The 12,780-nt window shown below is 72.3% G+C and carries 11 protein-coding genes; 5 read left to right on the forward strand and 6 right to left on the reverse strand.

The genetic code is table 11. The features are described from left to right. Positions 1-139: 139 nt before the first annotated feature. Together ACFYQ6_RS18955 and ACFYQ6_RS18960 are read right to left on the reverse strand one after the other, a co-directional pair. Positions 140-511: a hypothetical protein gene (locus ACFYQ6_RS18955; RefSeq protein WP_361579008.1), complete on the reverse strand. Its 372-nt coding sequence runs from the start codon at positions 509-511 to the stop codon at positions 140-142. Positions 512-831: 320 nt separating this feature from the next. Continuing rightward, positions 832-1,242 (reverse strand): hypothetical protein, encoded by a 411-nt coding sequence (locus tag ACFYQ6_RS18960; RefSeq protein WP_361579010.1) that lies wholly within the window; start codon positions 1,240-1,242, stop codon positions 832-834. Positions 1,243-1,369: 127 nt separating this feature from the next. Between ACFYQ6_RS18960 and ACFYQ6_RS18965 the strand changes: the two genes are divergently transcribed. From ACFYQ6_RS18965 to ACFYQ6_RS18975, 3 genes are all read left to right on the forward strand, one after another. Further along, a complete protein-coding gene (locus tag ACFYQ6_RS18965; protein WP_361579012.1) occupies positions 1,370-2,227 on the forward strand; it encodes a hypothetical protein in 858 nt (285 codons plus the stop codon). 132 nt (positions 2,228-2,359) lie between these two features. Next, on the forward strand, positions 2,360-3,298 hold the full coding sequence (locus tag ACFYQ6_RS18970) for an NADP-dependent oxidoreductase (RefSeq protein WP_361579014.1): 939 nt from the start codon (positions 2,360-2,362) through the stop codon (positions 3,296-3,298). A 37-nt stretch (positions 3,299-3,335) separates the two neighbouring features. Then, positions 3,336-3,581 carry a DUF2630 family protein gene (locus ACFYQ6_RS18975; protein ID WP_361579016.1) on the forward strand — a complete coding sequence of 82 codons (246 nt, stop codon included), beginning with the start codon at positions 3,336-3,338 and terminating at the stop codon, positions 3,579-3,581. Positions 3,582-3,927: 346 nt separating this feature from the next. Here ACFYQ6_RS18975 and ACFYQ6_RS18980 read toward each other — a convergent pair whose 3' ends face one another. Both ACFYQ6_RS18980 and ACFYQ6_RS18985 read right to left on the reverse strand, forming a co-directional pair. Then, complete coding sequence (locus ACFYQ6_RS18980; protein ID WP_388763903.1) at positions 3,928-4,332, reverse strand: RNA-binding S4 domain-containing protein; 405 nt, start codon at positions 4,330-4,332, stop codon at positions 3,928-3,930. Positions 4,333-4,422: 90 nt separating this feature from the next. Beyond that, positions 4,423-6,483 carry a PhoX family protein gene (locus ACFYQ6_RS18985; protein ID WP_361579020.1) on the reverse strand — a complete coding sequence of 687 codons (2,061 nt, stop codon included), beginning with the start codon at positions 6,481-6,483 and terminating at the stop codon, positions 4,423-4,425. Between the two features lie 324 nt (positions 6,484-6,807). Here ACFYQ6_RS18985 and ACFYQ6_RS18990 point away from each other — a divergent pair, with 324 nt between their 5' ends. Continuing rightward, the gene (locus tag ACFYQ6_RS18990) at positions 6,808-9,069 is read left to right on the forward strand and encodes a VWA domain-containing protein (protein WP_388763905.1); all 2,262 of its coding nucleotides are present in this window, start codon (positions 6,808-6,810) and stop codon (positions 9,067-9,069) included. On the opposite strand, the gene ACFYQ6_RS18995 is transcribed toward ACFYQ6_RS18990, so the two are convergent. Further along, positions 9,003-10,196 (reverse strand): HAMP domain-containing sensor histidine kinase, encoded by a 1,194-nt coding sequence (locus ACFYQ6_RS18995; protein WP_361579206.1) that lies wholly within the window; start codon positions 10,194-10,196, stop codon positions 9,003-9,005. The genes ACFYQ6_RS18990 and ACFYQ6_RS18995 overlap by 67 nt on opposite strands. A gap of 62 nt (positions 10,197-10,258) precedes the next feature. After that, complete coding sequence (locus ACFYQ6_RS19000; RefSeq protein WP_161198899.1) at positions 10,259-10,912, reverse strand: response regulator transcription factor; 654 nt, start codon at positions 10,910-10,912, stop codon at positions 10,259-10,261. A 147-nt stretch (positions 10,913-11,059) separates the two neighbouring features. Between ACFYQ6_RS19000 and metG the strand changes: the two genes are divergently transcribed. Further along, the gene (gene metG, locus ACFYQ6_RS19005; RefSeq protein WP_388763907.1) at positions 11,060-12,673 is read left to right on the forward strand and encodes a methionine--tRNA ligase; all 1,614 of its coding nucleotides are present in this window, start codon (positions 11,060-11,062) and stop codon (positions 12,671-12,673) included. The last annotated feature ends 107 nt before the right edge of the window (positions 12,674-12,780 follow it).

Genomic DNA, 12,780 nt, shown 5'->3' on the forward strand with positions numbered 1-12,780 from the left:
CGAGGCATGCCGGCGCGGTGGGCCCGCCGGGTGCCGGACGCACGTGGACGCCCACGAGACGTGAACTTCACGGTGCGCGGCGTCGCGGTACGTCAGGCCCCGGCGCCCACGGGGGCGCGGTGCGCGGTGTCGCGGTACGTCAGGCCTGAGAGGTGATGTGGCTGATCACCTGGTCGAACTCCTTCGTGGGCGAGAAGTCCACGAAGTCGCAGTCCTCCAGCGCCTCGGGCACGTGCCCGGGTGCCCAGTAGAACGCCTGGCCCTCCTCGTAGACCTCGTACGCCTCCGCGTCGGTACCGGTCCGCAGCTTCAGCCGGCCCTTGAGCACATAACCCCAGTGATGGCAGGGACACATGTCGTCGGGGAGGCCCTTGAGCGCCGGGCCCATGTCCGCGCCCTTCACGAGCCGGATGAAGGCGACCATCAGATCGCCGCCGATCTCCTTCTTGCGCAGCTCCACGTCGGCGGTCTGCATCGCAACGGGCGTCTCGTTCCTTGTCGTTGCCGTCATGGCTCCTCCAGAGCCTTACTCCGCCCCTCCATCAGTCTGGTACCGGCCCGGGAGCGGCGCGACGGCAGAGGGCGGCGGCAGCCGACGAGAAGGAGGCGCCGTCACTTCCGGTTGCAGAACCGCATCGTCGCCGGGCCGGACACGACCACGAACAGCGCGGACCGGCCCAGCGACCAGGCGATGTCCGTCGCGGGCCAGTTGCCTGCCGTCAGCGCTCGCACACCGCCGCCCGGGGCTGTGGGGCGTATCGCACGGAATGCACTCGTCCGGCCGCCGGTGCTGCTCCGGCGGCCGTACGGGCCGGTACCGGGCCCCGGAGGTCAGTTCTCGCGCGTGTAGTAGCTGTAGAACATCGTGCAGAACGTCCCCGCGGCGACCACCAGACCGATCACGGTGGACGTCAGCACGCTGTTGCCGTTCAGGCTGGAGAGGAACCCGACCGTGCCGCCGGCCAGCACTCCGTAGCCCGCGGCGCGCAACTCCCGGGGCAGGGCCCACCTGACCCGCATGAGCGCGTAGCAGAGCACGGCGAAGACGACTCCGGAGACGACGCCCAGCCAGATCTGCCCGGCCGTCGTGGTCCCTCCGTCCCGATTGATGAAGAAGGCCCAGAACCCGACGATCACACCGAGGACCACGGGCACCGCCCAGGCGAGCACGGTGGGCTCCCGCCCGGCAGGGGTGCGGGCGTGCGTACGGCGGCGCGTCGGCATCGTTGCGTGTGTGGCCATGACGGCACAGCTCCTTCCGTCGCCCCCGTCCCTGTGTCCCTCCAGCGCACACCCGGCCGGGGCCCTCGGCAACTCGAACGGCCTACGGCCCGGGGCGCGCCGCCGTCGCGCGGGATTGGCTGGTCCCGTGCGGACCACTCTCTCAGCGGCGCTCTCGGCGGTACTGCTCGTGCTCCTCGCCGTGCTGGTGCCGGTGAGTGCTCTCTCCGCGTGGGTCGACCTGGAACTGGACGACACCGACCGCTACCTCGCCGCCGTGTCCCCGCTGGCCTCGGACGAGGACGTCCGGGAGACCGTGGCGGCCCTGGTCACGGACGAGGCGATGAAGAACATCGACGTGGGGCCGCTCCAGGACACCGTGGAGGAGTTCCTGCACGAGGCCGCCCTGTCGTTCACCGCCACCGAAACCTTCCGGCGCGCCTGGGGCAGCGCCAACCGCGCGGCGCACCAGGACGTGACCGCCGCCCTGCGCGGCGAGGACGGCCAAGCCGTGACCATCGACCTGGCGCCCGTGATCAGGGAGGTCAAGCAGGAGCTGACCAGCAGGGGCGTGCCGTTCGCCGACCTGATCCCCGTACAGGAGACGTCGATCACGGTGCTCCCCGCGGACCGCGCCGACGATCTGCGGTCCTCGTTCGGGTGGCTGCGCCACTGCAGTGTCTGGCCGGCGGTCGGGACGGTGGTGCTGCTTGTCCTCGTGCTGGGCCTCACCCTGGTACGCGGCGGCCTCCGCGCCGGGTTCGTGACGGCGGCCGTGGCGGGAGGCGGGCTGGTGCTCGGTGCGGTCCTGCTCAGGATCGCCGTCGCCGTGGGCCGTGACCGGGTGCTGGACGAGGTTCCGGGCACCGACCGGGGCGCGGCGGCGGCGGTGTACGACGCGCTGACCGCCTCCCTGCGGACGACCGTGTGGATCGTGCTCCTGGTGGGGGCGGTCCTGGCCGTCGTCGGCCTGGTCGGACGGGTGGCGGCGGCCCGCCGGGGGTAGGGCGGCGGGACGGGCGGCGACGCCGCCGAAGTGCCGACGCCCTCACACGCCCCGGGCCCGACATGCGCGGGTGCGTGGGCCGGGCGAGAGTGGGATTCGTGAGAGCAGGGGGTCGACTGAGAGGTCTGCCGTATGCGAGCCGTCGCTGTCAGCGCTTTCCGTGCGGAGCCGTGTCTCGTCGAACTGCCGAAGCCTGACCCCGGAGCGGGCGAGGTCCGGGTGAAGGTCGAGTACGCGGCGCTCAACCCTCTCGACTGGCAGACCGCGGACGGGGCACTCGACGGAGTCGCCCCGCACGTCTTCCCGCTGGTACTGGGCACGGACTTCGCCGGCCGGGTCGACATGGTCGGCAGCGGCGACAACCGCTTCCGGGTCGGCGACCCGGTCCTCGGCAGGGTGACGGCGCCGCCCGTCGGGCGCTGCGGAGCCTACGGCGAGTACGTGTGCGTCCCCCAGGACTCGCCGATCTCACTCGTGCCGCGCGATCTGCCGCTCCGGACCGCGGCGGCCCTCCCCACCGCGGGGGCGACCGCCGCGCAGATCCTGTCGAGCTCGGCGGTCCGCGGCGGGGTGAGCCTGCTCGTCGTCGGTGCCACGGGCGGCGTCGGCAGTTTCCTGACCCAGCTCGCGGCGGCACGCGGCACGGGTGTCATCGCTGCCGTGCGGGGCGACGAGGGGCGGCGGATGGGGGCGCTCGGCGCCACCGCCACCGTGGACACGACCGACCCGGGAGCGCTGGAGGCGAGGGTGCGGGAGCTGTACCCGGGTGGGGTGGACGCGCTCGTCGACCTCGTCTCCACGGACGCCGCCACGTTCGCCTCGTACGCCGCGCTGCTGGCGGACGGCGGGGTCGCGGTCACCACCAGGGGCGTGGCGGCCCCGGCGGGCATCGCCTGGACCGACTTCCGCCTCGCCCCGACGGCCGCCCTGCTCGACGAACTGACCTCCGCGGTGGCGGACGGGGCACTGGAGGTCCCCGTCGAGATGGAGCTCCCCCTGGAGAAGGCACCGCAGGCGCTCATCCAGAACCGCGCGGGCGGGGCGCGGGGCAAGACGGTCTTCGCCGTCTGACGCGCGCCCGTCACCCGAGAGAGACCGGGAGAGGCTCATGGCCGACCAGGACATATTCGAGCGCATCGACGTGCTGGTCACCGAGGAACGGGCGCTGCGCTCCCGCCCCACCGCCTCGCTGGGCCTCTCCTCCGAGGAGCGGTCGCGGCTGCACGAGGTGGAGGTCCAGCTCGACCAGTGCTGGGACCTGCTGCGGCAACGGCGTGCGCTCGCCGAATACGGCGGGGACCCTTCGACGGCGAAGGTGCGGCCCGCCGACGAGGTGGAGGGGTACCGGAGCTGACACCGCCCACCCGGACCGGATCGGACCGGCCACTTCGGCTTCTGCGGATGGTGTCGGACCGCATCGGACCGGGCCGGGCTCGCACGGGGCCGGTGCCTGTTCCGGACCGGCCACTTCGGCCTCTGCGGATGGTGTCGGACCGCATCGGACCGGGCCTCGCTCGCACGGGGCCGGTGCCTGTTCCGGACCGGCTACTCCGGCCTCTGCGGATGGTGTCGGACCGCATCGGACCGGGCCTCGCTCGCACGGGGCCGGTGCCTGTTCCGGCATGGCACGGCACGGCCTGATCCTTGTCTGGCCCGTCCGACAACGGGCGTCAGTGTCCCCGGCCTCAGCCCCTCAGGCTTCAGACCGGGTTCGGGCCGCGCCCCTGGAGGCGCTCGATCTCGCGGCGGTCCCGCTTGGTCGGACGCCCCGCGCCCCGGTCGCGGACCGGGACCTGGACCGCGGCCTCACGCGGGGGCGGGGGCGGGCTGTTGTCGACGAAGCACTCCACCGCGACCGGCGGACCCACGCGCTTCTTCACGATCTTGGACACGACCACGATCCGGTCCCGGCCCCCGTGCCGCAGCCGCACCTCGTCCCCCGTGCGCAGGGACTGCGCGGGCTTGGCCCGCTCGCCGTTGACCCGCACATGCCCTGCCCGGCAGGCGGCAGCGGCCTGCGACCGGGTCTTCGTCAGCCGGACCGCCCAGATCCAGGCATCGACCCGGACACTTCCCTCCGCCTGCGGCGCCTCACCGGAAACCATGGGACCGACTCTAATCCGGTGAGGCGGCGCGGTGGGGCCGGGAGCCGAAAGCGCTCACGGCCCCACCCCTGTCGCAGGCGTTCTCCCGTCTCAGACGCCGATGTCGCTGCCGTCCTTGCGCCACACGGCGACCACCGAGGGACGCACGATCTTGCCGGGACCGTCCGGCCAGGTGCTCGCCGGCTTCTCGACGGACGCGCCGTCGACCTCGCCCGGGTGCTGCACGGCGACCAGGACCCGGCGGTCCTGGATCACCGGGCCGCAGGTCTCGGCGCCGGTCGGCACGGTCAGGAACTGCTTCAGCTCACCGCGCCGCTCGCCCTGCGTGGCGACCCCGAACAGCCCGTCGTGCGATCCCAGCTGGTTGCCGTCCGTGGAGATCCACAGGTTGCCGTGGTCGTCGAAGGCGACGTTGTCCGGGCAGGAGATGGGGCTGACCTTCTCCTTCGGGAACCCGGAGAAGTACGTCGCCGGGTCCTCCGGGTCGCCCGCGACGAGGAAGAGCCGCCAGGCGAAGCCGTCGCCGGCCGGGTCGTCCCAGTGCTCGGCGAGCTCCAGGATCTGACCGTGCTTGTTGGCGTTGCGCGGGTTGGCCTCGTCCGCGCCGGCCTTGCCCGCCTTGCCGCGGTCGGTGTTGTTCGTGAGGGCGACGTAGACCCGGCCGGTGCGCGGGGAGGGCTCGACGTCCTCGGGACGGTCCATCTTGGTCGCGCCGACCTTGTCACCGGCCAGCCGGGTGAAGACGTAGACCTCCTCGGCCGTCATGCCCGGCACGTGCGAGGTCGTGCCGGTCGCGAGCGGGATCCAGACGCCGCTGCCGTCGAACTCGCCGTCGGCGGGGAGCTTGCCCGTGCCGTCGAACTCCGCCGTGGGGGAGTCGCCGGTCAGCTTGGCGACGTACAGCGTGCCCTCGTCGAGCAGCGTGAGGTTGTGCTCACGGGCGGCCCGGGAGTTGCCCTTCTTCATCCGCTTGCTGGAGACGAACTTGTAGAAGTAGTCGAATCGTTCGTCGTCGCCCATGTAGACCACGGGACGGCCGTCGGCGGTCAGCCGCGGCTGCGCCGCCTCGTGCTTGAAGCGTCCGAGCGCGGTCCGCTTGCGCGGCGTCGAGTCGGGGTCGTACGGATCGAGTTCGACGACCCAGCCGAAACGGTGCGCCTCGTTGGGTTCCTGCGCCAGGTCGAAGCGCTTGTCGAACCGCTCCCACTTGCGCTCCGTGGCGGCCGTCCCGATGCCGTAGCGCTTGTCGGTGTCGCTGGAGCCGTTGGCGAAGTACTGGTTGAAGTTCTCCTCGCCGTGCAGCGTGGTGCCCCAGGGGGTGGTGCCGCCCGCGCAGTTGTTGAGCGTACCGAGCACCTTGCGTCCGGTGCGGTCGGCCGAGGTACGCAGCAGAGGGCTGCCCGCGGCCGGGCCGGTGACCCTGAACTCGCTGGTGGCGGTGAGGCGGCGGTTCAGCGGGTGGCGGCTGACCGGGCTGAGCCTGCCGGTGCGGTTCTCCTCCTGGACGACGACCACGGAGAGTCCGTGCGCCGCCCAGGCGATCTCGACCTGCTCACGGGTCGGGCTGGCCGGATCGTATCCACGGAACATCAGGATCTCGTCCGTGTACTCGTGGTTGGCGACCAGCACCTGACGGCCCCGCTCACCACGCAGCGGCAGCAGGGAGAGGAAGTCGTTGTTGTAACCGAACTGGCCGGCCTGGGCCTTCGCGGACTGCTTGTCCGGATCGAAGGCGGGGGCTCCGCGAAGAATCGGTTCGCCCCAGCGGATCACGACGTTCTGGCCGTAGCCCTCCGGGATCGTCACCACGTCGGCCTTGTTCGGCGCCACGGCCGCGAAGCGCAGGCCACGGGCGCCCGACGCGCCGGGCTTCGGCCTGTCGCTGTGGCGGCCCTGGAGCGCCGCCGCCTCGGCGGCGGGCGCCACCGGGCCGGCGAGAGCGGCGGTTCCGGCGGCCGTGGCGACGGTCACCACGGCTGCGGCGCGCATCATCGACCGGCGTGACAGGGCACCGGCGATGATGTCGCCGGCGTACTCGTTGTCGCTGGTGTTCGGAATGTCCTGGAAGCAGGCGTCACCGCAGCGGTAGCGGCAGGTCAGCGCAGAACGCCCGCCCGGGTGCGAGCCGATGAGCGGCAGCAGGTTGCGCACGTTTTCGTCCCTCCGTCTGTGTGTCGCACGTGACGGTAGGAGCGCATACGCGCCATACGTGGGACTACTGATGAACGGAGGGTGAAGTCCAGGACACCGCTGTCCGCCGGGCGGATCGCCCCTCACCCAGGCCCTGTTCAGGTCCTTTTCCTGTTCCCGCTCCGGACCGGGCCGGGACCCGGCCGGAGCTCGGCCGACGCGGGGGCGGGCCGCGCCACCGAACGGCCGGATCCGGCCGCTAACCTTACGTATCCGCCCTGGCCAGGGATCAATTCCCGCAGTACGGACATTTATCGCACCCAACTCATGCGAAAGGCCTCGCCCATGGGCATTCGGAGCTTGCTGCGCAAGGTGTTCGGCCGCACGGAGCAGGATGAGCCGGCCACGGCCACCGTCCCGCCCCAGGCCGAGCGCACCCAGCCCACGGAACCGGAGGCGGAGCCCACGACTTCGGCGCCCGCGTCCGTGAAGGCCTCGGTACCGGCACCGTCCTCCCCCTTGCCGGGCGGCCGGTCCACGGACGTCGAGCATGACAGCGGACAGGCGTCGGACCTGGTGGCAGCGGCCTTCGACAAGGCGGCTGCCACTCCCGCCCCGGCCACCACGCCGAAGGTGCCGGCCCAGGCGACCGACCCGGAGACCCGGGCGGCCGCGGAGGCGGGCACCTCCGACGCCTCGGACGCCCCTGCCGCGCCTGCCGCGCCTGCCGCCTCGGACGCTTCGGACGCCCCGGTCGTCCCTGCCGCCTCCGACGCGCCTGTCGAAGCGGCGACTTCCGACGCACCTACCGAGCCGGAGGCTTCCGAGCCGCCTGTCACGCCTGTCGCGGAGGTCGAGGACGAGCCGGTCGCGCAGGCGCCGATCGCGAGCGACGTCGCCCCTGAGCCGGAGATCGCGGCACCCGCCGTGTCGCCGGAGCCGAAGGACGCCCCCAGGTCGGCAGTCGAGGCCGAACCCGCCGAGCCCGCCGCCGAGGCACCGGCCGTCGAGACCCCCGCCGCCGAGGCACCGGTCGTCGAGGCACCGGCCATCGAGGCACCCGTCGCCGACACTCCTGCGGTCGAGACCCCCGCCGCCGAGACCCCCGTCGCCGAGACCCCCGTCGCCGAGACCCCTGCGGTCGAGACCCCCGCCGCCGACACTCCTGCGGTCGAGACCCCCGTCGCCGAGACCCCCGTCGCCGAGACCCCTGCGGTCGAGACCCCCGCCGCCGACACTCCTGCGGTCGAGACCCCCGCCGCCGAGACCCCCGCCGCCGAGACCCCTGCGGTCGAGACCCCCGCCGCCGACACTCCTGCGGTCGAGACCCCCGCCGCCGAGACCCCCGCCGCCGAGACCCCCGTCGCCGAGGCACCGGTCGTCGACACTCCCGCGGTCGAGGCACCCGCCGCGGAGACCACCGTCGTCGAGGCACCTGCGCTCGAGACCCCCGCCGCGGAGGAGACCGTGGAGACCACGGCAGCGGAGCCCGCCGTCGAGGAGCCGGTGGCCGCGACGCCCGCTGCCGAGCCGAAGGCCGAGGTCGCCGCCGAGGAGCCCGCCACCGGCTCCGCCCCGGAGGCCGACCCCGCACCGGTCGCCGAGCCCCAGGCCGCCGCCCAGGAGAAGCCGGTCGCGGCCCCCGAGTCCGTCACCGCGGAGCCGGCAGCCGTCACGGAGTCCGAGCCCGTCACGGCCCCCGAGCCCGTGGCCGAGGCCGAGCCCGTCGCCGCCGCGCCGGTCGCCGAGGCCCCCGCGGAGCCGGTCATCAAGATCACTCCCGAGCTGGCCGCCGCCACGTCCGTCCCCGCTCCGGAGACCGGAACCGAGCCCGGAACCCCGGCCGATCCCGCCGCCGATCCCGCCGCCGAATCCGCCGCCGAATCCGCCGCCGGCTCCGCCGACGTACCCGCAGGCAAGCCCGCCGTCACCCTCGCCCGGGTCAAGGCCGCCGCCCCCGAGCTCGTCACCCCGTACAAGGCCGCCCAGGCCGCGCTCAAGGCGCACGGACTGACGGGTCTGCGGGCCACCGTCTACCTGGTGCTCGACCGCTCCGGTTCCATGCGGCCGTTCTACAAGGACGGCAGCGCCCAGCACCTGGGTGACCGCACCCTCGCGCTCGCGGCGCACCTGGACGCGGACGCCACCGTGCCCGTCGTCTTCTTCTCGACCGACATCGACGGCACCGGGGCGATCGACCTCACCGCGCATGAGGGCAGGATCGACGAGCTGCACGCCGGCCTCGGCCGCCTGGGCCGTACGAACTACCACCGGGCCGTCGAGGAGGTCGTGACGCACTACGAGAAGTCCGGTGCCACCGGCCCGGCTCTGGTGATCTTCCAGACGGACGGCGCTCCGGACGCGAAGGTGGCGGCCAAGCAGGCGCTCGCGGACGCGGCGCGGCTGCCGCTGTTCTTCCAGTTCGTCGCGTTCGGCGACGAAGACGCGAAGGGCTTCGACTTCCTGCGCAGGCTGGACACGGCGAACGCCGGGTTCTTCCACGCCGGCCCCGCCCCGCGCGAGGTGCCCGACGCGACGTTCTACCGGGAGGTCCTCGCCGGACTGCCCGCGTGGGCGGCCGCCCGAGGAGCCCTCGCGCAGGACTGATCGACCGGCAGCCGCACGGTCACGGCGAGCCCGCCCCCCGGGCAGGGTTCCGCCGTGGCCGTGCCGCCGTGAGCCAGCGCGATGGACCGCACGATCGACAGGCCGAGCCCGGAGCCCTGGCCCATACGGTCCCGCCCCTCACCGCGCCGGAACGGCTGGAAGAACCCCGCGATGTCCGCCTCGGCCACGACCGGCCCCGTGTTGCGGACCACCAGCTCCCCGCCCGCCGACAGCGACACCCGCACCGAGCCGCCGGGCACGTTGTAGCGCACCGCGTTGGAGAGCAGATTCGCCACCAGCTGCGCGAGCAGCTGCCGGTTCCCCCGTACGCCGCACGGCTCGGCCTCCACCGTGAGTTCCGGACGGAAGGCAGCCCGCTCCGTCACCGCCGTCGGCCGGGCGGCCTCCTCCGTCACCACCTGCGCGAGATCGACCTCCTCGCGCTCGCTCTTCGCCAGCCCCCGCTCGCTGCGCGCCAGGACCAGCAGGCCCTCGATGAGCCGCTCACTGCGCCGGTTGCTGTCCAGCAGCGTCTGCCGGGTGCGTACGAGATCCTCCGGCGAGGGGTCGTCGAGACCCACCTGGATCGCGGCCCGCTGCGTGGCCAACGGGGTCCTCAGCTCGTGCGAGGCGTTGGCGATGAAGCGCCGCTGGCTGTCGAACGCCTTCTCCAGCCGCGCCAGCAGCGCGTCCAGCGTCTCCCCCAGCTCCTTCAGCTCGTCGTCGGGGCCGCTCGACGCGATCCGCTCGTGCAGGGTGTGCTCGGAGAGCCGCCGCGCCTTCGCCGTCATCGCGTGGACGGGCCGCAGCACCCGGCCCGCGGTCCACCAGCCCACTCCGACCGCGCACCCCGTCATGACGAGCAGGGCGGCGGCCGACCAGTACAGGAGTTCCCGGCTCGCGGCGTCACTCACGTCGTCGGTGACGTCGTAGACCGTGGGCGGGCCGAGGCGGCCCCGGGCGTGCAGCGGGCCGTTGACCGCGAAGCCCGGCTGGGAGACGGCGGCGGAGGTGGCGATGGCCCGCGCCTGGGAGTCCGTACCGGCGCGGGAGGCCAGATTCACCGTGGTGAGCAGCGCCGTACCGAGGACCAGGAAGACCCCGCCGTACACCAGCGCGATCCGCATCCGGATCGTCGAGTGCCGCCCCGGGGGCACACCGGTGGCGCGCACCAGCCTCAGCAGCCGGCTCACAGGGCGTACCCGACGCCCTGCACCGTGCGGATCAGCGCGGGCTCACCCAGCTTGGCCCGGAGCTTGCTCATGCAGACGCGGACCGCACCGGTGAAGGGGTCGGCGTTGGCGTCCCACGCCCGCTCCAGCAGTTCCTCCGCGCTGACCGTTCCCCCGTCGGCCTCCAGCAGCAGCTGGAGCACCGTGAACTCCTTCGGCGACAGGTCCAGGTCCCTGCCGTCCCGGGTGGCGGCCCGCCGGACGCTGTCGAGCCTGATGCCGTGTCTCTCCAGCTGCGGCGGCACCGGCCTGGCGCTGCGGCGTCGCAGGGCACGCACCCGGGACACCAGCTCGGGGAACTCGAAGGGCTTGCTCACGTAGTCGTCGGCCCCGAGGTCGAGCCCCTCCACCCGGTCCTCCATGGTCCCGGAGGCGGTGAGCATCAGGATCCTGGTCCGTGAGCCGGCGGACACGAGCCTGCGGGCCACGTCGTCGCCGTGGACCCGGGGGAGATCACGGTCGAGTACGACGACGTCGTAGTCGTGCAGCCCGAGGTAGGCGAGGGCCGCGTCCCCGCTGTACACGGTGTCGACGGCGAATCCGGCCCGCCGCAGTCCGGTCGCCACCAGCTCCGCCAGAATCTCCTCGTCCTCGGCGACCAGTACCCGCATCGTGTTGTCCCCTGCCTCGCGCACGCGTGCCCACTCCTCCCAGGATGCGTCTTTGGTACGGGAAAGGATGTTTCGCAAAGCTCTCCACGGGCGGGCCGGCCGTTATCGATGTGAGTGGATCTCCCACGGGCCGTTAGGATTTCGACCATGGCGGCCACTGGATCCGAGAAGCAAGGGGGCGACGGCGTGAAGAGTTTCTACGTATCGACCCCCATTTACTACGTCAACGACGCTCCTCACCTGGGCCACGCCTACACGACCGTCGCAGGCGACGTGCTCACCCGCTGGCACCGCCAGCGCGGCGAGAAGGTGTGGTACCTCACCGGCACGGACGAGCACGGTCAGAAGATCATGCGCACGGCCGAGGCGAACGACGTCACCCCCCAGGCCTGGTGCGACAAGCTCGTCGAGGAGGCCTGGAAGCCCCTCTGGGAGCACCTGAACATCGCGAACGACGACTTCATCCGGACGACGGAGAAGCGGCACACGGACCGTGTGCAGGAGTTCGTGCAGGACCTGTACGACAAGGAGCAGATCTACAAGGGCGGGTACGAAGGCCCGTACTGCGTGGGCTGCGAGGAGTACAAACTCCCCGGCGACCTGATCGAGGCCGAGGACGGCACGAAGCTCTGCCCGATCCACAAGAAGCCGGTGGAACTCCTCAAGGAGGAGAACTACTTCTTCAAGCTGAGCGAGTACGGCCCGAAGCTGCTCGAGTTCTACGCGGCCAACCCCGGCTTCATCCAGCCGGAGTCGGCCCGCAACGAGGTCGTCAACTTCGTCACCCAGGGCCTGCAGGACCTGTCGATCTCGCGCTCCACCTTCGACTGGGGCGTCCCGGTGCCGTGGGACGAGAAGCACGTCATCTACGTGTGGGTCGACGCGCTGCTCAACTACGCGACGGCGGTCGGCTACGGCGCCAACCAGGAGAAGTTCGACGGCACCTTCCCGGCGAACGTGCACCTGGTCGGCAAGGACATCCTGCGCTTCCACGCGGTGATCTGGCCGGCCATGCTGATGGCGCAGGGCCTGCCGCTGCCCGGCAAGGTCGCGGCGAACGGCTGGCTGATGGTCGGCGGCGAGAAGATGTCCAAGTCGAACCTGACGGGCATCAAGCCGCAGGACCTGACCTCGCACTTCGGCGTGGACGCCTACCGCTGGTACTTCCTGCGCGCCATCGCGTTCGGCAGCGACGGCTCGTTCTCCTGGGAGGACTTCACCGCCCGCTACACCTCCGAGCTCGCCAACGACTACGGCAACCTCGCCTCGCGCGTCGCGGCCATGGTCGGCAAGTACTTCGGCGGCGCGCTCCCGGAGGCCACGGCCGCCGGTGACGCGGAGCGCGCGGTCCAGGAGGGTCTGGCGAAGGCGGTCGCCACCGCCGACACGAAGATCGGCGAGGAGCTGGACTTCCAGGGCGGCATCCTGGCGATCTTCGACTTCGTGAAGCAGGTCAACGGCTACATCACGGAGCAGGAGCCGTGGAAGGTCGCCAAGGACGAGTCGCCGGAGGGCCAGGCCCGGCTCGCGACCATCCTGTACACGGCGGCCGAGTCGCTGCGCGGTGTCGCGGTCCTGCTGAACTCCGTGATGCCCGACACCTCGCAGAAGCTGTGGGACTCCCTGGGCGCCGAGGCCTCCCTGGGCGCCCTGGCCGACCAGCGGGTGCAGGACGCGGGCGACTGGGGCCTGCTCCCGGTCGGCTCGACGGTGACGAAGGGCGCGGTGCTGTTCCCGCGCCTGGAGGAGAAGCCCGCGTAGGCGGTGTGCACGACGAAGGAGCCCGGCCCCCGAGCACATCGGAGTCCGGGCTCCTTCGCTGTACCCGTTCGTGCCGCACACCGTCGGGCGGCGGGCGGGCCCTCGTC

Source organism: Streptomyces sp. NPDC005494, assembly GCF_042872025.1.
Taxonomy (GTDB): Bacteria; Actinomycetota; Actinomycetes; order Streptomycetales; family Streptomycetaceae; genus Streptomyces.

Excerpts from the sequence above, each read along its gene's own strand:
- metG (WP_388763907.1), top strand. The coding sequence starts at position 11,060 with ATGGCGGCCACTGGATCCGAGAAGCAAGGGGGCGACGGCGTGAAGAGT.
- ACFYQ6_RS18975 (WP_361579016.1), top strand. The coding sequence starts at position 3,336 with ATGGCCGACCAGGACATATTCGAGCGCATCGACGTGCTGGTCACCGAG.
- ACFYQ6_RS18960 (WP_361579010.1), bottom strand. The coding sequence starts at position 1,242 with ATGGCCACACACGCAACGATGCCGACGCGCCGCCGTACGCACGCCCGC.
- ACFYQ6_RS18980 (WP_388763903.1), bottom strand. The coding sequence starts at position 4,332 with ATGGTTTCCGGTGAGGCGCCGCAGGCGGAGGGAAGTGTCCGGGTCGAT.
- ACFYQ6_RS18955 (WP_361579008.1), bottom strand. The coding sequence starts at position 511 with ATGACGGCAACGACAAGGAACGAGACGCCCGTTGCGATGCAGACCGCC.
- ACFYQ6_RS18970 (WP_361579014.1), top strand. The coding sequence starts at position 2,360 with ATGCGAGCCGTCGCTGTCAGCGCTTTCCGTGCGGAGCCGTGTCTCGTC.
- ACFYQ6_RS18990 (WP_388763905.1), top strand. The coding sequence starts at position 6,808 with ATGGGCATTCGGAGCTTGCTGCGCAAGGTGTTCGGCCGCACGGAGCAG.
- ACFYQ6_RS18995 (WP_361579206.1), bottom strand. The coding sequence starts at position 10,196 with ATGCGGATCGCGCTGGTGTACGGCGGGGTCTTCCTGGTCCTCGGTACG.
- ACFYQ6_RS19000 (WP_161198899.1), bottom strand. The coding sequence starts at position 10,912 with ATGCGGGTACTGGTCGCCGAGGACGAGGAGATTCTGGCGGAGCTGGTG.